Origin of the sequence: Micromonospora craniellae (assembly GCF_014764405.1) — a bacterium.
Classification (GTDB): Bacteria; Actinomycetota; Actinomycetes; order Mycobacteriales; family Micromonosporaceae; genus Micromonospora; species Micromonospora craniellae.
The window spans coordinates 3,320,816-3,340,279 of the sequence record NZ_CP061725.1 but is presented as its reverse complement, the minus strand read 5'-3'; the positions used below and the strand labels follow the sequence as shown (position 1 = coordinate 3,340,279).

General features: G+C 68.9%; 19 protein-coding genes and 1 pseudogene. 12 read left to right on the top strand and 8 right to left on the bottom strand.

What is annotated here, in order from left to right; genetic code table 11:
• Positions 1-873: 873 nt before the first annotated feature.
• From ID554_RS33090 to ID554_RS14965, 5 genes and pseudogenes are all read right to left on the bottom strand, one after another.
• Positions 874-2,202: pseudogene (locus ID554_RS33090) on the bottom strand (trypsin-like peptidase domain-containing protein); the annotation flags it as partial.
• 59 nt (positions 2,203-2,261) lie between these two features.
• Entirely contained in the window at positions 2,262-2,504 is a 243-nt protein-coding gene (locus ID554_RS14980) for a CU044_2847 family protein (RefSeq protein ID WP_191088839.1), read from the bottom strand.
• Positions 2,505-2,889: 385 nt separating this feature from the next.
• Positions 2,890-3,765 (bottom strand): aminoglycoside phosphotransferase family protein, encoded by an 876-nt coding sequence (locus ID554_RS14975; protein WP_117229957.1) that lies wholly within the window; start codon positions 3,763-3,765, stop codon positions 2,890-2,892.
• 90 nt (positions 3,766-3,855) lie between these two features.
• Positions 3,856-5,196, bottom strand: a complete 1,341-nt coding sequence (locus ID554_RS14970; RefSeq protein ID WP_147333539.1) for a hypothetical protein — start codon at positions 5,194-5,196, stop codon at positions 3,856-3,858.
• A 195-nt stretch (positions 5,197-5,391) separates the two neighbouring features.
• Entirely contained in the window at positions 5,392-7,110 is a 1,719-nt protein-coding gene (locus tag ID554_RS14965) for a hypothetical protein (RefSeq protein ID WP_147333540.1), read from the bottom strand.
• A gap of 41 nt (positions 7,111-7,151) precedes the next feature.
• Between ID554_RS14965 and ID554_RS33375 the strand changes: the two genes are divergently transcribed.
• Positions 7,152-8,126, top strand: coding sequence for a zinc finger domain-containing protein (locus tag ID554_RS33375; RefSeq protein WP_449560074.1), 975 nt, complete (start codon positions 7,152-7,154; stop codon positions 8,124-8,126).
• Positions 8,127-8,366: 240 nt separating this feature from the next.
• Here ID554_RS33375 and ID554_RS14960 read toward each other — a convergent pair whose 3' ends face one another.
• From ID554_RS14960 to ID554_RS14950, 3 genes are all read right to left on the bottom strand, one after another.
• A complete protein-coding gene (locus ID554_RS14960; RefSeq protein ID WP_117229959.1) occupies positions 8,367-9,161 on the bottom strand; it encodes a DUF4145 domain-containing protein in 795 nt (264 codons plus the stop codon).
• A 323-nt stretch (positions 9,162-9,484) separates the two neighbouring features.
• Positions 9,485-9,667 (bottom strand): hypothetical protein, encoded by a 183-nt coding sequence (locus ID554_RS14955; protein ID WP_147333541.1) that lies wholly within the window; start codon positions 9,665-9,667, stop codon positions 9,485-9,487.
• Between the two features lie 456 nt (positions 9,668-10,123).
• Positions 10,124-10,834, bottom strand: a complete 711-nt coding sequence (locus ID554_RS14950; protein WP_117229995.1) for a prepilin peptidase — start codon at positions 10,832-10,834, stop codon at positions 10,124-10,126.
• 692 nt (positions 10,835-11,526) lie between these two features.
• On the opposite strand from ID554_RS14950, the gene ID554_RS14945 reads away from it, so the two are divergent.
• From ID554_RS14945 to ID554_RS14895, 11 genes are all read left to right on the top strand, one after another.
• The gene (locus tag ID554_RS14945; protein ID WP_117229960.1) at positions 11,527-12,099 is read left to right on the top strand and encodes a hypothetical protein; all 573 of its coding nucleotides are present in this window, start codon (positions 11,527-11,529) and stop codon (positions 12,097-12,099) included.
• The gene (locus ID554_RS14940) at positions 12,093-13,091 is read left to right on the top strand and encodes a hypothetical protein (RefSeq protein ID WP_223884597.1); all 999 of its coding nucleotides are present in this window, start codon (positions 12,093-12,095) and stop codon (positions 13,089-13,091) included. The genes ID554_RS14945 and ID554_RS14940 overlap by 7 nt, the downstream gene beginning before the upstream one ends.
• The gene (locus tag ID554_RS14935) at positions 13,088-13,756 is read left to right on the top strand and encodes an SAF domain-containing protein (protein ID WP_117229962.1); all 669 of its coding nucleotides are present in this window, start codon (positions 13,088-13,090) and stop codon (positions 13,754-13,756) included. The genes ID554_RS14940 and ID554_RS14935 overlap by 4 nt, the downstream gene beginning before the upstream one ends.
• A gap of 2 nt (positions 13,757-13,758) precedes the next feature.
• Positions 13,759-14,559 carry a P-loop NTPase family protein gene (locus tag ID554_RS14930; protein ID WP_117229963.1) on the top strand — a complete coding sequence of 267 codons (801 nt, stop codon included), beginning with the start codon at positions 13,759-13,761 and terminating at the stop codon, positions 14,557-14,559.
• Positions 14,549-16,078, top strand: a complete 1,530-nt coding sequence (locus tag ID554_RS14925) for a CpaF family protein (RefSeq protein ID WP_117229964.1) — start codon at positions 14,549-14,551, stop codon at positions 16,076-16,078. The genes ID554_RS14930 and ID554_RS14925 overlap by 11 nt, the downstream gene beginning before the upstream one ends.
• Positions 16,079-16,081: 3 nt before the next feature.
• Entirely contained in the window at positions 16,082-16,984 is a 903-nt protein-coding gene (locus tag ID554_RS14920) for a type II secretion system F family protein (RefSeq protein ID WP_117229965.1), read from the top strand.
• Complete coding sequence (locus ID554_RS14915) at positions 16,981-17,844, top strand: type II secretion system F family protein (protein ID WP_117229966.1); 864 nt, start codon at positions 16,981-16,983, stop codon at positions 17,842-17,844. The genes ID554_RS14920 and ID554_RS14915 overlap by 4 nt, the downstream gene beginning before the upstream one ends.
• Before the next feature lie 98 nt (positions 17,845-17,942).
• Positions 17,943-18,137 (top strand): hypothetical protein, encoded by a 195-nt coding sequence (locus ID554_RS14910; protein ID WP_117229996.1) that lies wholly within the window; start codon positions 17,943-17,945, stop codon positions 18,135-18,137.
• A 3-nt stretch (positions 18,138-18,140) separates the two neighbouring features.
• A complete protein-coding gene (locus tag ID554_RS14905) occupies positions 18,141-18,587 on the top strand; it encodes a TadE/TadG family type IV pilus assembly protein (RefSeq protein WP_191088838.1) in 447 nt (148 codons plus the stop codon).
• The gene (locus tag ID554_RS14900; RefSeq protein ID WP_117229967.1) at positions 18,569-19,036 is read left to right on the top strand and encodes a TadE/TadG family type IV pilus assembly protein; all 468 of its coding nucleotides are present in this window, start codon (positions 18,569-18,571) and stop codon (positions 19,034-19,036) included. The genes ID554_RS14905 and ID554_RS14900 overlap by 19 nt, the downstream gene beginning before the upstream one ends.
• Positions 19,033-19,458 (top strand): pilus assembly protein TadG-related protein, encoded by a 426-nt coding sequence (locus tag ID554_RS14895; protein ID WP_117229968.1) that lies wholly within the window; start codon positions 19,033-19,035, stop codon positions 19,456-19,458. Before ID554_RS14900 ends, ID554_RS14895 begins: the two co-directional genes overlap by 4 nt.
• Positions 19,459-19,464 lie beyond the last annotated feature (6 nt).

Here is a 19,464-nt window from a genome sequence, read left to right as displayed (position 1 = left end):
ACACGTGGTCAGGGCGAGATAGCGGTCGTCATCGGTCGCACGCGAGTCACGGGCGAACGCGGACAACGTCCTGACCGCGTTTTCGGCTGTCGTGTCATCCGGCTCGGCGCCGTCCTCGATGACGGCCGTGACGAAGAGGGCCCCCGGTAGTCCGCCGGTGGCAGCCATCGATCGAAGGGCAGATGCCATCTGGTCGGGCTGAGTCCAGGCAGCCACGAGGAACCGGGCGTAAGACTGCCGCCATGCCGGTGGCGCGACCGCTCTACCGCTGGCCGTTCTCCCGAACAGGTCCCAGAAGGCAGCGTCGGCGCGGTCCGGGTCGCTGGGAACATACTGCGCGGCCAGGTACTCCTGGATCGTTTGGTGCAAGAACACGTAATCGTCTGCGCGGGCCACCACCACGCCGCTTCCGCGCAGGTAGTCCGCAAGTAGCTCACGCCACACGGCCTCCGGCACCGAGCTGCCTCGTAGCGTTGCTGTCCAGTGCTCGAGCTTGTCGACCGCTGAAGTGGCATCACCGTCGAGGCGATCGGCGGCCAGCCGCCCGATCAGCGTGTCACCGATGGCGATCAGGCGTTCTCCGGCCTGTTCGGCATCCGCGCCGTATCGCTGAAGCGCGCGACGCAACTGGTAACGCACGCCGCCGTCAGCGTCACTGTAGTGCCGGTCGCGCAGGAGGTGAACGAAGTCGCGGAAGATTCGGGAGCGGCCAGGCGGCAGCCGGCGTTCGGGATTCGCGACGAACAGCTGGCACAGCATGGTGGCCATCAGCGGGTTACGCGCCAACTCCTCAAGGCTCAGCCGACGAAGTTCCTTGAGGAACCTAGCGGCCGCCTCGGCGGGGTGAGTGATCTCCGCCCGTATGAACCAGGTCTGCGCGAACTGACGCCGCTGCTCCTCATCAAAGGGCAGCAGCTCGTACTGCAGGAGCACCCATGAACCCTCGAACCCGCCGTTGAACGTGGTTCCGGGACGAGTCGCGATGATGAAGCGGTGAGGGCAATCGGGGTCGCCGTGACGCGCGCGTAGAGCAGCGAGAACCTGTTGTCGCTTGCGCGGATCCATGATCTCGTCGAGGCCGTCGACCAGCACAAGCCACCTGCCGTTAAGGATGGGCCGCTCGGCGAAGAACTCTGGCGGCCATGCCCCCTTGCCGTGGAGCGGGCTGTAGTCGCTGCGGACGCTTCGGGCGATGGCCTCACCGAGGCTGGCAGTAGAGAGCACGTCAGTGGCCTGTACCCGGACAGGCACGTCCGTGATCTCGCCGTCTCGCTGGCGCCGGGCAATGTCACCGACGGTGTTCTGGAAGAGGCTGGACTTGCCTGCTCCCGCACCGGCTACCAGCACAGCATCGTGGTCACCGTCGAAGATGATCTCTGCGGATTGAGGTGGCGCCGCAGCGGCGACAGCGTAGGAATCCGCCTCTCGCCGGGCAGCCTGCCGGACATAAACGGCGGACAACGGTGGCATGGGTAGCATCGGTGACATCTGGTACGGATGAGTCGCGGCGGTACGCGCGGCGAGGGTCAGATAGGCGCGCAGTTGAGGTCCAGGGAAGCGCCACTGCCCTGCGGTGACTTGCTCGTCATTGAGCACGCCAAGCCACTGGCGGTGTTCCACCTGCGCCGTGGCCAGCGCAAGCCTCGCGGGCTCGCAGCGGGTGATGATCTCGGCGATCGGAAGCATATGAGCACCACCGGTCGTGTTCGAGGTGCACACCATGCCGCACACGGCACCGGTGCGTCGATTCACCACCGGGCTTCCGCTGAAGCCCTTCGTCAGAGGGGTTCCCTGAGCTCGCAGCATCCGCAGCGCATCCATCTCGCCAAGGCGGGACGCTCCCTCGTAAACGAGGCTTGCAGGTTGACCCGCGCGGAACATCCCATCTGGATGTCCATAAGTCCAAAGGGCATCGCCGACAGCCACGACCGGAGAGGGCAACACCGGCGAGATGTCTACGTCCACGGAACTGTGGCTGAGCTCCAACAGTGCCAGGTCCAGCCCCTCGGACACACGGAAGCACCTCTGCGGGTCCGCCTTCAACATCAGTTGAGCGCCGACGGCCACAGCACGCCCTTTGACTACCTCCGGTAGGGCAGCCCCCTTCGCTGAGAGCACGTGCGCGCAGGTGGCGACGACACCCGGAGCGATCAGGAATCCAGTACCGCGGGCAGGCGGTGCGTTTCCGGACGGTGAGGGCACCTCGATGGCCACGGTGGCTGCTTGAAGAAGCTCCTCCCAGCCGGCGCTCGCTGATGTCACTAGAGCTGCGTGCGGTCCCACTCGAGGCTCACCTTGACACCCGCCGTGGACGACGCCTTACCGACGATGGCCACGAACGTCCCCGACTCCACACCGAACTCGCAGGAGAACTCGACGGCCATGCGGTTGACCCCGGCCAACTTCAGGTGATCACCCACCTTGGTAGCGAAGGCCGCGAGCGCCGCAAGTGCCTCGTCGAAATCGGCAGGACGGGCAGCAACCTCCGTCTCATCACTGGTCATCCCCGGAGACATCTCGCTGCCAGCCAGATATACGAGGTGGCCATCTACGTTGAGAGGCACCATGACTCGTTGCTCGGCGGCAGCTACGGCCTCGTCCACAACACTCCCCCCACCCACCAGTAACACTGCACATGCGAAGAGTAGCCACCCCAAGCAAGGCCTGCCGAGCCAGACTGACCGCCATCACCTGAAGCGCAATAGGATCTTGGAGCCGGGCCTGACGGCCGGCTCACGCCCCGAGGCGATCTCGGCCGTCTACCGGCGCCTCCCCTTTGATCAGTCGATCAGCCCATCTATGGCTGTACAGTCCCGGCGAGGGCGGTGTGCACGATTCGGGGCACCGACACAGCTATGAGCACCACCAGCGCAGCAGCGGCTGCGCCAGTCATGTCGTGGCCCCTTCGGCTACCCGGGAGAGCAGGTTGCGCTGGCCGTTGACCATTGCCACGTCGTTGCGCTTGGCGAAGTACACCAGAGCAGACAGGTGCTCCAACATCGACACAACCCTCAGTCGGGAGCGGACTCCAGCGTGCGTTCGGTCGAGCCCGTACGCTTCGTCGAGCGCTGGCGCCACAGCGGGATGCAGCGGAAAGATCCACTCGGAGAGCTTGACCAGGTCGTAGAGCGGATCGGCGATGCGCGCCTGTTCGAAATCGATCACTGCGGCCAGGTGCCTGGAGCGCACCACGATGTTGCCGGGCTGCAGATCGCGGTGGATGAGCGTGGGCGTCACCGCATCCAGTGCCGCAGCGTCCGCCGCCCACCGCCGCCGTACCGCGTCTGCCAGATCAGCGTCGATGATGCCTAGCTCCAGGCAGCGATGCAGTTTGTCCGCAAAGCGGCGCTGTGCGGCCCGGGACCAGCCGCCACCACGGTGCTCGATCCTGTGCAGGCGGCGTAGCCAGACGCCGAGATCGGCTCCGAGGCGCGACGCATCGGCTTCGTCCCAGTCGCCGAGGCCAGCCGCGTCGAGTGCAGTACCTTCGACCCATCGGTGCGCCATCATCCAGCCCTCGGCGACGGGGGTCGGCGGCAGCACGACCATCGGGTGCGGCACGCCACGCAGGCTCAGGATGCCGGCGGCGGTCTTGGCCACCAACAACGGGCGCACATCCCGGCGGACCTTGACGATCAGCGGGCCAGCAGAGGTGTCGGCGCGGAAGTTCAGCCCACCCCATCCCCCGGGCACGGGGGCGACCCGACACACGGCAATGCCTCGGCTGTGCAAAGCCGTGCGCACAGCTGGCACGTCGCGGGCCATCACCGCATCGGTACAGAGGCATGACGCATACTGATACAAGGGCCTTTCTCAACCAGGCACGACGTTCCGCAGGATTAGGTTTCCGGCACCCTATTTCAGATGACCAAGGAGTGCTCCAGAGTCGAGCTTTCCCACTATGGCAAGTGAGACAGCAAGGAGGGTAGCGGCGATACCAGCCACTGCGGCTAGAGCGGTAGCGGTCCGCTGCACGCTGGTGGTCAGCCTTGCCACCGCCGCTGATAGGCGACCGGGTGGTTTGGCGAAGGATTCGACGGCAGGCCGGCCCTCTTCGTCGAATGCGCGGGTTCGCCGGGCGAGCTCGGTGATGGTTGGTGCGGTCGGCGGCTCCGCAAGGAGCCTCAGCACGATCCGTAAGGTCTCCTGCGTCTGGGGTGGGAGCGTCCTCTCGTACGAGGCGGGACCTTGCAGGTGCTGGCGAACCGAACCGCTGACGGCACGAAGCAGCGTTGCGGTGGGATGCGGCGTGAATCCACGCGGCTGCCGGGCGTCCACCCGGGCAGCGGCTTCGACTAGCAACTCGGCGACGCGTATGAGACGCGCTCGACGAGGCTCCGTCGTTCCGGGAATTGCCTCCGGCACTTCGAGGGGTTTTGCCGACTCGTCGACTTGGGCGGGAGTAAGTAGTTCGCAAATCTCGACAGGCAGGCGCCATGCGGCGAGGCGACGCCGCAGAACGGCAGCGGCGAACTGTGCTGGGGCTATGACGGGAACAAGTGTCAGGGCGAGGAAGAGTATGACGACCAGTGGCGGTGCTGACTCACTGAAGTAGGTCGAGTCAGTGGAGGCCGGCTCCAGTGTCGACACAAATGAAACCAGGAGGGTGACCGAGTATACGGCGGCAACTGCGCCGACGATGGGCGACGTTTCGTACCAGAACACGTTGAGAGCGAGGCGATCACGCCCCTGACGACTGAGCCCTTGGGGAATATGGAGCTGCGGCAGCCCGCGACGCTGCTTGTCGGGTTCAGCAATGAAGCATAGTCCTCGGACAAAGAGGACGACAGCTATTGCGGAGGCGGGAGATCCGGTGAGCAGAATAACCTTGTTCAGTTCGTCGGCGAATTCGCCCTCCATTGCCGGTTTGTGCAGGAGAAGGCTGACGATGTAGAGGAGGCCTGTGGGGGCGATGAACCCCGCGCTGGGTAGCGCCAGGACCGTGATTAGTCGGCGGCGCGCACTGGGCGTGAGCAGGCGACGGGCGATGGTTCGCCGTCGGCGCATCACGCGTATCAGTATCCATGCTCCTTTGAGCAGTCCGTAGCGGCGAACCCAGGCGAACGAGTGGGACGATGCCACGTCCCGCTGTGCGATCCACAGGAGGCTTCCAGCGAATGCAGAGGCGGCAACCATCCAGCCGACCGCTATGACGATGATGCCGAGGAGTAGCGCGACGGCAAGCACGTAAGTCATGCCCTACCTCGACATCCAGTGTCGATCCGCCATAGGAGCGGCGTTCGGATGCGGTACGACACAGGCACATGGCGGCATGGCTCTCACGTTTTTCTCCGACTCAACCTTTTGTCGCTTCTACCGATCTGTGGGATACCGCCCCGCTCGGACCGTCGGCACGTGCCGCTACTAGACATCGGGATTCCGGGTCCCGCTCTATTGCTCGTGCTCGGTCGGTATGGCGAGTATCAGCGCGTGGTCGGTGGAGCCTGGCAGTAGCCTGATGGTGTCCCCGGCTTGAGCTGAAGTGACCTCCGCCGGGTCAGCTATCCGTGCGGTGCGATAGATGACACGGCGTTTGGCGTCGAGTGGGATCTCACGGTCGCCGACGCGGGCGATGATGGGCGTCTCGGCGATGAGGGCGGCCTCGACGCCAGGTGTGGGAAGGCGTTCGCGGCTGGCCACGGTCAACGTCACCTGGGTCCAGGTGGTCTCGATCCGCTCGCCTTGCAGGAGTCTGCCCGTGCGCAGGATTTCCTCGATGTGCCCATCGGACAGCGCGTCCACATCGGGGATCGTCACCCGCTCCCAGGTGAAGCGTTGAATGGCCGCCAGCGCTTCGAGAAGGCTCACGTGCCATCGAGCGTTGGCCCGGACGGCGGAGTCCGAAACTGCCCAGCCACATGTGATCGGCCTGCCTCCTCGGACCGCGAGGAGGAGTTCGTTTCCGTCGACGAGTTCCGCTGCCATCCGCACCGCCGGTAGCGCTTCGGCCGGAGTTTTGCCTGTTAACGGCCCAGTCAGGATGCGAATCTCATGCCCGTCGGGTCCGTGTAAGAAGAAGCGGAACTGGAGGGCGCCGCTGCGGTCCCGGCCGCAGATCCACGTTCCCGGCCCACCGTCGGCACCCCTGGCCGCTTCCACCTCGACGAGTTCGAGCGTGTGTAGAACTCGTCCGTCAGTGCTGACGAGACGGACGTCGAGGTCGGGAATACCATTTCCGGAGTTCGGTGCTGCCAGGAATGTGAACAGTCCGGCACCTGTCCGTCGTGCGAGGCCGGAAGGACCTGACATTTCGATGACGGTCCCCGGAATATCCTGAAATGGCGCACCGAAGCGGCTGAACTCCTCCAGTGCCAGGTGCTCTGGTGAGCCGGTGTTGACCTCCAACCGTAATGTCCCGGTGATGGGCCGCAGGTGCATCACGCCAGGGTGTCGCGGCAGGATGCGCATCACCTGGTAGCGCTCAGCGTCCAGTTGTCGGTACTGGACCATTGCCACCGGCGATCCCGGCCGTATGTCGATGTCCCAGGGCAGGTCACCCAGCCCGCCCGTCCGGATGTCCAGTTCATATCGGTAGAACGGGTCAACGTCGTTGAGGGCGTCGGCGAGGCCACGGTGCCGGGCGAGTATCGCGTCGAGGAGATCCTCGCCGACGACGCCCGGGGCGATGTCTCGGCCACCCTGCAGAGCACTGGCCATGAGGCGCTGTAGACGCTCGCCACCGTCGCCAAAGAAGTAGTCGACCAGGGAGGGCCTGTCGGCGGCCATGGCGTCGAGCGTCCGGCCGCCCATCCAATGGGTCGGGAATCCCTGGCCGGCCGTCAACTCCCGGAGCCAGTCGAGCCGTGGGTTGCTCGGGTTCCAAGGCGTCACCAGCGTCCACGACCTCACTGGAAGCAACGGCACGGTCTCCCGAACGAATGTTTCCCACGACTCCTGGATCTTGGTTGCCTGTCGGGCAGTCAGCGGCCGCGGGTAGCGCTTGACCTGGTAGAAGTCGTACCCGTCCGGGTTCCAGACCTGGATGTCCACCCCGCGGTCGCCTCGGGCCGGAGTTATGTGATTGGCATGCTCGTGTCGAAGTAGCAGTAGTGCTGCCACAAACTCTTCGATCTTCTCTCCGGGCTCACGTTCCCAGTTGACGGTGGCCATAGCTCGACAGACAACCACATGGGACCGACACGACCTGCCGAATGCGGCAGCGCCATACCGGATCTCCGGTGCATCGACCACGGCGATCCGGTTCGGGCGTCGCACTGATCACGCAGGCTGGCTGCCGTCTGCGCCGGCATCTGACCAAGTCGTCCGATCGTGCGCTCTCGGCGCTCAGCGCCACCACCATCGCCGGGAGTTTTCGCACAACGGGCGGAACCGGTGCTCGCCTAACACCGCCAAACGGCTTCGACAGGCTTCCAGTCCAAGGAGTTCGTGTCAGTTCCCCGACGTCCGAGCACCCACGGATCTCCGACCCCCGACACATCAACGGAGCGCTAACAGACACCAAAGTAGCTGCCAGACCTCGCCGCAGACCGCGTCCGGTGGCAACAATTGCGGGCGCCCTGCTGTCGCGCCGTTGGCGCGGACTCGCAGCCCCTTTGGCTACGCTGAATCCGGTGAGCTACCCCCGGCAGGCGCATCCCTACTCGGCCTTTCCTAGGTGCGACGATCCCGGCCGTGGGGACGACAACCTTCGACGTATCGCGGAGGCAGTGGAGCGCATCGCTGACGCGGTCGCCGGTCCGGCTACCCGGCAAGTGCCGGAAGCCCTACCCACCTACCCCATCGTCGACTGCGACGGCCCCAATCCGGAGACGGGCGTAGCCGAGCCACACATCCAGCGCTCGGCCGGCCGCCTCTACTACGCCGTGTGCACATACTGCCCAAACCATCCTGGCCAGACCGCCGATCCTCGCGAACCCTCGACCTGGCTCGAGTACAGCGAATCGTCCTACGACCTCGATGAGCAGCGCGCCGCCCTGACCCGTCACCTCACCCATCACAGCAAGCAGGCCGACTCCACCACGGCACTCCTGATCTGGACATGGTCAGACTGCTCATGTCCCCGCTGCCACGCACCCGCTGACCACAAGTGCCGTACCAACTCTGGACGGCTATGCACTGCTCCCCATGCCGAACGATGGCAAGATCATTCAGATCAGTACTGGTGAGTACTCGAGCCGGGGCACCTCGGTCCACAAGGAGCAAGTTCAGGATATAGAGCCTGTTTCTGATCTATGTGGCTGGTCGTCTGGTACGGGTGCCAGTGGTCGGCGTGGCGGCCGTCGATAGAAGACGGGCTCCTGGTAAGCAGTCGGTTCCTACACCCTGCTGCCCAAGAGCCCGCCATGACATTCCGCCGCCGCCGCCGTGACCGACGGTGATACCGAGAGTCATGACGATGTCGAGGGTTACCCGGCCGCAGTGGGTGATCTCGATGTCGAGGGCAGCCAGCCGTGCTTGCGGGTGACCGCTCGTACCCGGCGCATCAATGTTGCCTGTGTGGGGTCGTAAAGCAGCGTCAGCGCGAGGCCGAGCATCTCCGCGCACTCCAGAACCTGTTTGATGGTCAGTGAGGAATCGTGACTGCCGGCATTTCCGATGAACTTGACCGCCATCAGCACGTGGACGGCGTCGTGGGCCTTCTTCGGCTTTCGTTTGGCGAGAAGCTCGATCCGTTCATGGGTCTTGATCCGCCGACGTCTCCCGCCGGGGCTGCGCGGACTGGCAGTCCGTGGAACGCCCTGTGCGGTCAGCAGTTCCTCGACGGCGACCCGGAGCCTGTTCGCGGCACCGGACGGATCAACCCATACGATCTCCGCAGCGGCGCGGCACGCCGCAGTCACCCGGTCGGGCGTGCCCGGCGGGCAGTCAACCAGGATCAGCGCCGGCCGCGCGTAGGTCAACCGCACCACGTCAAGGTATGGGCCCGCCGCGTCCGGAGAGATCGCGAGGCGCCAGCCACCAGTGACGGCGATCCGCTCTTGGCAGGTGTCGCGTGGGCACTCCAAGATCCCGGTGAAGACGCCGGTGATCCAGTCAGGCTCGAAGTCATCAGGTCGCTGGCGCCGCGCCTCGGTCGTCGCTGCGTCACCGCCGGTCACCCACGGCTTCGGTACGGTCAGACGCCCGATCCGGCACGTCGGGCAGATCAGATCCGGCAGGTCGACGAACTCATCGGCCAGGGCCAGCAGCGGGTGAGGCATGCCGGGTACCGTACCGGCCCTCACCGAGCATCCGCGTGCCGATTTGGACGGTCTCCAGGCAGGCGCTGGCCTATCCGCTGCCTTCTTGAGGTGTGGCCTCGATCAAGTCGCATTCGTCGACCCATCGAGCCAGCAGACTCAGCGCGCCGAGCCGCTGGTAAGTGGGCAGCGCGGAGATCAGGCGGCCCACGACCGGGCATGAGTTTCAGGGTTGGGTGAGGCCGGGGACGACGGCGGTTGCTGGCCCTCTCGCGCATCGCCGCGCAGCACCCCTTACCTCGCCGGGATCGGTCAGAATGTCTGGACGTCAACCGAAGCGCTGCCTATATCTGTTGGGGTTTGGTTTTGGCGAGTTTGTGTTGGGCGTTAAGGATGATTTGGGCGGTGGTTTCGGCGGCTTGTCTGGCTCGTTCGGGGAGGACGGTGGTGTAGGTGTCGGCGGTGAAGGCGTAGCTGGTGTGGCCGAGCATGTCTTGGTATACGCCAGTAGCTCCGTCACCGTTCATGATCACCTCCTTGACCAGCTTTTCTGGTCAGAGCCCCACGATCGCGTGTCCCCTGCCGGAGAAAAATTATGTTATGTCCGACAATGCCCAGAACGCACCAGACGTGGACAGACGACAACACCGAGTCCGGCCGGGACGACGGTCACCGCGCGCCGGCCCGAGCAACACGGGCCGGCCTACGAATAACCGAAGCAGGCGGCGGCCGAAGCGGGTCGGGCCTACGACCGCGACCGCGAGCCCGATCTGGACTCGCCGGGGTCGTCTCGGACGTACGATCACGCGCTGGACAGGGGTTATGTCGGTCAGACGAGCACCCGGGGAGCACCCAGGGTCCATAGTGGCTGGTGCTCGTCGTGCCTCTCGGTTGCGTTTTCGCAGGTCAGTGTGATATTCAGTAAGAGTACGGTTGGGAGGGCATAGCCCATCCTGTGTTCTTTTAATTCCCCGCCGACCCGCTCACCACACCAGCAGCAGCGCCCCCAGGGTGCCGAGCACCAGGTACGGCCCGAACGGCAGGTGGCTCGACCAGCGGGCCCGGCCGCTGATCAGCAGGGCCAGCGCCACCAGACCGGAGAGGACCAGCGCGAGCAGCAGTCCCACCACGAGCAGGCTCCAGCCGTACCACCCGAGCAGCGCGCCCGCGCTGACCGCGAGCTTGGCGTCACCGATGCCGAATCCGCGCGCACCGAGCAGCAGCGTGGTGACCGCGAAGAAGAGGGCCAACCCGAGCCCGGCGGCGGTGGCCCGCCACCAGGGTGCCGCCCCGGCACCGGTCAGCGCGGCGACGCCGAGCAGCAGCCAGGTGCCGGCGGCGGCCGGCCAGGTGAGGCGGTCGGGCAGCCGATGCACCGCGAGGTCGACGAAGACCAGGGGAATGGCGAAGGCCAGCCACCACGCGGCGGCGGCGAGTTCGGCGGCGGGCGGCCGGGTCAGCAGCAGCGCGGCGAGGGCGGCCACGGCGGCCAGTTCGACGGTGCCCGATGGCGCACCGACCCGCGTACCGCATCCGTGGCAGCGGGCGATCGGGCCCAGCGCCGGCCACGGCCGGTCCAGGCTGATCGGGCTGCCGCAGGCGTCGCAGCCGGAGCGGCTGCCGACTTCGGCGGGCGCGGCGTACCGCGCGACCGCGTACCGCATCAACGGGGTGATCGCCAGCAGGGCCAGCATGCGCCGGCCCGGCCGGCGGGTGGGGGTGGCCGGCGGTGGCCGGCGGTCGGCCGGGGCCCGGTCGTGGACCGACGGTCGGAGGTCGCGCCGGCTCATGCGGCAGACTTCACGGTTGGGCCCACCACGGAACGTAGTGTGTCCGCTCGGTCCGGGTGGTGGAACGAACGTCGAGCCGGGGTTCCTCCGGCTCTCGCGGAGTGTCGCCCGAAACGCGCCGGACCGATCCGCGCAATTCCCATGTAATGCAATTGCCGCCTATTCGAGCCCGATATGCCTGGGGACAGATCGGGCCACATGCCATTTCCCATCACATGACGAACGGCTGATTGACCACTCGACGAACGACGTACCGGCGCGGCCGACCGCCCGTGCCCACCCGACGCTCCGGCCGCCGTCACCGACATTCGCAACCTACCGGCAACCACCCGGCACCACCACCATTCATGACTCAGCGTGTTCGGTTGAATTGCCTCTGTCGCATCGGCCGGCGTCAGCTTATGCTCGCCCCTTGGACGTGGCGCAACCCATGTCCACGGGCCACGACCAGCCAGGCAGTGCATGTGTGCAGATTCAGACAGGTAAATGTGGCTGCGATTCGGCAAGACCGGGGGCGCCCCTCCGGTCGCACTACCGCACGCCTGGGCAACGCCGGCGACGGCGGTCGCCGGATCAGCACCGAGGAGGGCACTAAGGTGCGAGCACGGCAGCTCAGCCGCTGGACGGCCGGTCTGGTCGCGGTGGCGGCGGTCGGCACGACCACCGCCTGCGGCGGCGCTCAGGAGGCGCCCACCACGACCGGGGCCGAGCGACACAGGACACCGACCAACACGCAGCGGATCGCCGAGGAGAAGGCCGCCGAGAAGGCGGCGCTGACCGCCTACGCCGGCTATCTCGCCGCCTCACGTACGGCGAGCCGCCAGAGCGACCCGCAACATCCGGAGCTGACCCGCTTCCTCGGTGACCCGCTGCTGACCCGGGTCCGATTGAGTCTGGTCAAGGCCCGCGACAACGGTGCCGTCAGCGCCGGCACGATCCGCTCCGATCCCACGGTGACCTCGGTCAACCTAGATTCCAAACCGCCCACGGTGGAGATCCAGGACTGCCTCGACGCGACCGGCTACCGGTTGGTCTACCGCTCCGCCGGAAAGAAGACGGTGCCCGGCACCCGGGGCTCCCGTCACCTGGCCACCGCCACCGCCGAGCGCTACCCCGACGGTCGCTGGCTGATCAGCACCGGTGCCGCCCACCGGGACCAGCCATGCTGACCGGGGACGCGACCCGAGCCATCCGGGCCCGCCGCTCCCGGGACGACAGCGGGCACCCACGTCCCGGTCGCCGGCTGGTCCGCCGCGCGCTGCTCGGCAGCGCCCTGGCCCTGCTGCTGACCACCGGACCGGCGGTGCCGGCCCACGCCGACCCCGGTGCCGAATGCCCGCCCGCCCAGCCGAACTGCAACGTCTGGGACGACGACCCCGGCACCCCCGGAAACGGCGGCAACAACGGCGGCGGTGACAACGGCGGCGGTGACAACGGCGGCGGTGACAACGGCGGCGGTGGCGGTGGCGGTGGCGGTGGGGTCTGCCAGTGGAACGGACGCACCATCCCCTGCTACACGGACCAACTGGGCTGGTTCAACAGCAACGACGGCTGCTACTACAAGTTCCGCGAGCCGCATCCGGAGGCCGATGAGGGCCACCGGTGGTACACACGCGCCTGCAACGGTGGCGATCTCGGCGCCGTGGAGATCGTCCAGCTGCCCGAGGCGCCACCCGGCTTCGGGGCCCCGCCGGACCCGGAGGAGTTGGCTCGCCGGGCGTTCGCCTCGATCAGCCTCGTCGCTCCCCGGGCCAGGGTCGCCCCCCGCAAGTCCGTCGGCCCGGGCCTGGTCGGCCTGCCGGTCTGGATGTGGGCCCAGCGCGGCCCCAACCAGTTCGGCCCGCTGACCGCCTCCGCCTCGGATCGCGGCCTGACGGTCAGCATCCACGCCGAGGTCGACAAGGTCGTCTGGGACATGGGCAACGGCACCGAGGTCATCTGCGACGGTCCGGGCACCCCGTACGACCGGAGCGGCGAGGAGTCCCCGGACTGCGGCTATGACAGCGGCTACCCGAAGGCCGACACGTATCGGGTGCAGGCGACGACGCACTGGAACGTGACGTGGGAGGGCGGCAACCGGCGCGGCACCATCCCCAACGTCACCCGCACCACCGGTGTGGTCGAGATCCAGATCAACGAGCTTCAGGTGGTGACCCGATGAGCGTGGCGACCCGCAACGGCAACCCTTCGGTGGACGCGCCGGTCGCCCCGCCCCGGGTGGTCCGGCAGCGTCGGGTACGCCCCGGCCTGCTCGGCCTGGCCGTCCTGCTGATCGCCCTCGGCGGGCTGGGCTCGGCGTTCGCGATCACCTCGGTCCGTGCCACCGGCAGCTACCTGGCGGTGGCGCAGACCGTCGAGGTGGGCAGCGTGATCGGCGCGGACGACCTGGTGGCCGTACAGGTGGCCGGCGGGCAGGGGCTCGACCCGGTGCCGTCCGGCCGGCTCACCGAGGTGATCGGGATGCGGGCGGCCGTCTCGCTCGCCCCGGGGACGTTGCTGACCATGGCACAGCTCACCGACGATCCGCTGCTCGGCCCCGGGCAGCAGCAGCTCGCCCTCGGGCTGCGCACGGCACAGGTCCCCGCGCCGAAACTCCGCCCCGGCGATCAGGTCCTGCTGGTGAGCACCCCCAACAGAGACGGCAACAGCAGCGGCGGTGGCTCGTCGAGCGCCACCCGGTTCACCGCCACCGTCACCGACGCGGTCAGCACCGAGGGCCGGGACGAGGTCGTGGTCTACCTGGCCCTGGCCGTACGGGACGTACCGGCGGTGGTGGCGCTGGCCGCCCAGGACCGGATCGCGGTCGTGCTGACCAAGGCGGCCTGAGTATGGCGATCATCGCGCTGGTCTCGGCCAAGGGCTCGCCGGGGGTGACCACCACGGCCTTGGCCTGCGCGTTGAGCTGGCATCGACGGCTGGTCCTCGCCGAATGCGACCCGGCCGGCGGCTCGGTGCTCGCCGGTTACCTCGGCGGCGCGCTGGACGGCCCACGGGGCATCGGCGAGCTTGCCGTCGGGGAGCTGCGCGACGGCAGCCTGGAGTCGACGTTCTGGTCGCAACTGGTCGACCTGGACGCGCCCCGGCGTGAGCGGCTGCTGCTGCCCGGCGTCGTGGACCCGGCCCAGGCGGGCAGCGTCATCCCGCTCTGGCAGCGGTTCGCCGACTACTTCGGCGGGCTGGAGCACGGCGACCCACCGTACGACGTGATCGTCGACTGTGGGCGGCTGCACGTGGTCGGCACCCCGTGGCCGTTGCTGCGCGCCGCGTCGGTGGTGCTGGTGGTGAGCCGGGCGCACCTGCCCGATCTGTCCGGCGCCCGCGCCATGCTCCAGACGATCGAGCGGGACTTCGCCGAGCACCGGGTGCAGCCCGGCACGCTCCGGCTGCTGCTGGTCGGCGGCGGCCACGGCAAGACCGACATCAGCAAGGCGTTGCACACGCCGGTGATCGCCCGGCTGCCGCACGATCCGCGTACCGCCGAGGTGCTCAGCCTGGGCGGCACCGTCCGGGCGTCGCGGCCGCTCCTGCGCGCGGCCCGTGGCCTGGAGGTACCGGTCGGCGCGCTGCTGGAACGGCGGCGGGCCCGGTTGGCGTGGCCGGTGTCCCAGGGGGTGCCGGATGCGGTTTGAGCCGGTCTCCTCGGACCCCCGCCGGTTGCCACCCGGCGCGACCTCGACCGCGCCGCCGCTGCCACCGGTCAACGGGCGGCCCCATCCCCCGATGCCGGTGCCCGTCGCGCCGGTGGCTCCCGAGCCGCCGCCCCGGCCCCGGGTGGACTTCCAGGTCGTCCGCGAGCTGCGTCGGGAGTTGAGCGAGCGGCTCACCCGCTGGCAGCGCGGCCGGGAGTTCAGCGTCGACGAGGAGGACACCGAGCGGGCCCGGGTCGCGGTCGAACTGGTCGCCGAGTACGCCGACTCGGTGCGTCGGGCCGGCACGCCGATGGCCGCAGGCGAGGAGCGGCTGCTGCTCGACCAGGTCACCGCCGAGCTGGCCGGTCTCGGCCGACTCCAGACGCTGCTCGTCGACGACAGCATCGAAGAGGTGCACATCCTCGGCTGCGACCAGGTACGCGTCACCCGGCACGGCGGCGGCGTGGACTGGACGGACCCGATCGCGGACAGCGACGACGAGCTGGTGGAGATCCTCCAGGCGGCCGCCCGCCGGGCCGGTGCCACCGAGCGGTCGCTGTCCACCTCGAAGCCCACCCTGGACCTGCAACTGCCCGACGGCAGCCGGTTGGCCGCGGTGTTCCTGGTCAGCCACCGCCCGTACGCGGTGATCCGCAAGCACAACACGCTCGACGTGACCCTGGACGACCTGGCCGGGGCGCGGGGCGACCTGGACGAGATGATCGACCCGCTGCTGCGTGACTTCCTCCGCGCGTCGATGCGCGCCGGACTGAACATCATGGTCGCCGGGCTGGCCGGGGCCGGTAAGACCACCGTGATCCGGGCGCTGATGAGCGAGATCCCGCCGGACGAGCCGTACGTGCTGCTGGAGGAGAGCCGGGAGTTGTTGCCGGCCCGGCGCGGCGCGCGGCACCGGGCGGTGATGAGCTTCGAGGCCCGGGAGGGGCACGGCGAACGCGGGCCGGACGGCCGCCCGGCCGGCGAGGTGAGCATCGCCGACCTGATCCCGGTCTCGCTGCGGATGGGCGTGCTGCGGATCATCGTCGGCGAGGTGCGGTCCCGGGAGATCGTGCCGATGCTCCAGGCGATGACCACCAGCCGGGGCTCGATGTGCACGATCCACGCGCGTACCCCCGGCGGGGTGAGTGAACGGATCATCGAGTTGGCGCTGGCGCACGGCCGGGAGATGACCGTCGACCAGGCCCGCCGGATGGCCGGCAACGCCCTCGACCTCATCGTCTATGTCAACGTGGAGGACGAGACCGGGATCGGTGGCCGCAAGCACCGGTTCGTCTCGCACGTCGAGGAGGTCCTCGGCGTCGGCGAGGCCAGCCGGATCACCACCACCCAGGTGTTCGGCCCCGGCCCGGACGACCGTGCCGTCCCCCGGCACCTGCCCGAACGGATCCGCGACCAACTGCTGCGGGTGGGTTACGACGCCCGGCTGCTGAGCCGGTGGATCGAGGCCGGCCAGGGCGCCTGGCGACGCCCCAAGCAGACCCGACTCGGGCGGCGGTGAGCGGTGCTCGACAACATCCAACTGATCGCGGTGGTCTCCGGGGCGGCCTGCGTGGCCGGGCTGGTGCTCACGGTCGTCGCGCTGGTCGGCACCAACCGCCCGCCCGGTCCGGCACCGGGCGCGGGTCCGGGGCTCGGCCGGTTGTGGCGCGGCTCCGGCACCACGCTGCGCGAGCAGCAGACCCACCAGGCGTTGCTGATCGGCGCGGTGGTCGCGGGCGCGCTGGCCTTCCTGCTGACCGGGCTGCCGGTGGTCGGCCTGCTGGTCGCGGTGGCGGTGCCCGGCACGCCGTGGCTGTTCTCGGTCGGTCGGGCGGAACGGCGGGCGATCGCCCGGATCGAGGCGGTCGGCGAGTGGACCCGCCGACTCAAGGACGTCTCCTCCACCGGGCAGGGTCTCCAGCAGGCGATCATCGGCACCGTCGGCACCGCCCCGGAGGAGATCCAGGAGGAGGTACGCCTGCTCGCCGCCCGGCTCCAGGCCGGCTGGCTGGCCCGCTCCGCCCTGCTGGCGTTCGCCGACGAGATCGGTGACCCGGTCTGCGACCAGGTGGTGGCGGCGCTCATCCTGCACCTGACCGACCGGGGCGAACGCCTCGGCGACGTGCTCGGCTCGATCGCCTCGGCGGCGTCCGCCGAGGTGGCCACCCGGCGCGAGATCGAGGCCAAGCGCACCCAGCCCCGGTTCGCGGTCCGCTTCCTGACCGGGATGACCCTGGCCACCATCGCGTACGGCCTGCTCAACCGGGAGTACGTCCAGCCGTACGACACGCCGTTCGGCCAGGTGGTGATGGCGGTGCTCGGCGCGTCCTTCGTCGGCCTGCTGGCCTGGGTGCGCTCGATGAGCCAGCCGCCCCGACCGGCCCGCTTCCTGCCCGCCCCCGATCCCGGGGAGGTGGTGGCGTGAACCTGCACCTCACCATCGCCGTGCTCGGCGGTGCCGTGGTCGGATTGGGCGTCTTCCTGATCGTGCGCGAACTGGTGCCGGCGACCCCGGCGCTCGGTCCGGCGCTGCGCCGGCTGCACCAGCCGCCGGGGGCGGCCCGACTCAGCCCGGCCGACCGCCGGCTGGACTGGCTGACCGGGCTGGCCCGCTGGCTGCGCCCGCCGCACCGGCAACTGGCGCTGCTCGACCGCACCCCCGAGCAGTACGCCCTCTCGCTGCTGCTGTCGGCGTTGATCGGGCTCGCCGCGCCGGCTCTGCTCGGCTTCACGCTGTTCGCCGTGGGCGTCTCGCTGCCGCTGACCGTGCCGGTGCTGGGCAGCATCGGTCTGGCGCTGCTCTGCGCGCTGGTCGCGCACCGGTCGATGATCGCCCGCGCCGAGGCGGCCCGGGACGAGTTCCGGCAGGCGGTCTGCACCTATCTGGACCTGGTCGCGTTGCAGCTCTCCGCCGCGCACGGTCCGGTGCAGTCGTTGGAGCGGGCCGCCGCCATCTGTGAGGGCTGGGTCTTCGACCGGATCTCCGAGGCGCTGCGGATGGCCCAGATGCAGATGCACTCGCCCTGGGACGAGCTCCGCGACCTCTCCGACCGGATCGGCATCCCGGAGCTGGGCGACGTCGGTGCGATCATGCGCTCGTCGGGCCGCGAGGGCGCCCAGGTGCACGAGACCCTGCGCAGCCGCGCCGACTCGCTGCGAGACCAGATCCGCACCGACAACCTGGCCCGGGCCGAGGGGGTGACCAGCCGGCTCGACATTCCCGGCGCGCTGCTGGTCTTCGTCCTGCTCGGCTTCGCCATCTATCCCTTCCTCGCCCGCCTGTAGCACGCCCGACCAAAGGAGCCCCGATGTCCGTCCACCCGAACCGGGACGTCGCGCTGGGAACGCGGCTGACCGACCTCAACGACACGCTGGGCACGCGGTTGACCCGCGCGCACGTCGCACTCCGGATCCGCCTGTCCGAACTGCGCGGCGATCGCGGCGACAGCCCGGTCCCGACCGCAGTGATCATCTTCGGCCTGGTGGCCGTGGCGATGGCGGTGACCGCCGCCGCCCTCGGTGCGGCCAACGACTGGATGAGCAACATCCCGAAGCACACCAACCCGACGGCGCCCTGACCGATGCGTCGTGCCCTGTTCGCCGACGGGTGCCGGATGGTCGCGGCCGTCCGGCACCGTCGGCTGCCCGGCGACGGCGAGCGGGGCGGAAATCCGGTCGAGTTGGCGGTGACGCTGCCGGCGATCCTGCTGATGGTCTTCGCCGCGATCCAGGTCGCCGCCGTGTTCGTGGCCCGTTCGACCGCGTTGAACGCGGCGCAGAGCGGGGTGAACGCCGAGCGGCTCTACCAGGCCCCGGCGGGTGCCGGTGAGGAACGCGCCGCGCGCTTCCTCGCCCAGGCCGGTGACTGGCTGGTCGACTGGGACGACCCCGGACCGGACTGTGCCGTCACGGAAACCGACGTGACCTGCACGGTGACCGGTCGGTCGCTGTCGATCGTGCCGGGGGTCAGCTTCTCGGTGCGGCAGACCGCGCACGGGACCGCGGAACGATGGACCACCCCGCCGTGAGCCGGGGCTCGGTGTCGATCGAGGTGGCCGTGCTGGCACCCGCCTTCGTGGCGTTGATGGTGCTGGGCGGGGTCGCCGGGCGTACCGCGGTGGCGAGCGAGGCGCTGGAGGCCGCCGCGCACGACGCCGCGCGGGCGGCCTCGATCTCGCGGAACGCCGACACCGCCCGCGCGGAGGCCCGGGACGCGGCACGCCGCCAGCTCGACTGGCGGCAGGTCTCCTGTTCCCGCCTGCCGGAGGTGGAGTTCAGCGGCTCCGTCGACGGCCGCTCCACCACCCTCGACGAGGCGTTCCGCAGCTCCGTCGGGCAGGACGCAGCGGTCACCGTGCAGATCAGCTGCCTGGTCTCCTACCAGGACATCAAGATCTCCGCGCTGAGGATGCCGGACGGCAACCGGGTCACCGTGTCGTTCACCTCGCCGCTGGACCGCTACCGGAGCCGGGGATGACGGCCGGGCGGGGTGACGCCGGGCGGGTGAGCATCTTCCTCGCCGTGGCGATGATCGGCGTACTCGGCATCATCGGCATGGCGTTCGACGGCGCCGGGCAGCTCCGCACGCTGCAACGCGCCGAGAACCTGGCCGCCGAGGCGGCCCGGACCGGTGGCCAGGCCATCGACCGGGCGACCGCCATCGAGGGCGGTCCGAAGCGGATCAACCAGACCGAGGCCGGTGCGGCCGTCGCGGACTACCTCGCCGCAGCCGGGGCCACCAGCCACACCGTGACCTTCCCGGTGGTCGACGGCGAGACCGTCATCCGGGTACGGGTGTCCGTCACCTACCGCCGGGCGATGCTCGGCCTCTTCGGCTTCTCCAACACCGTCACCGTCTCCGGTGAGGCGACCGCGCGGGCGCTGACCGGGGCTCCCTAGGGAAGG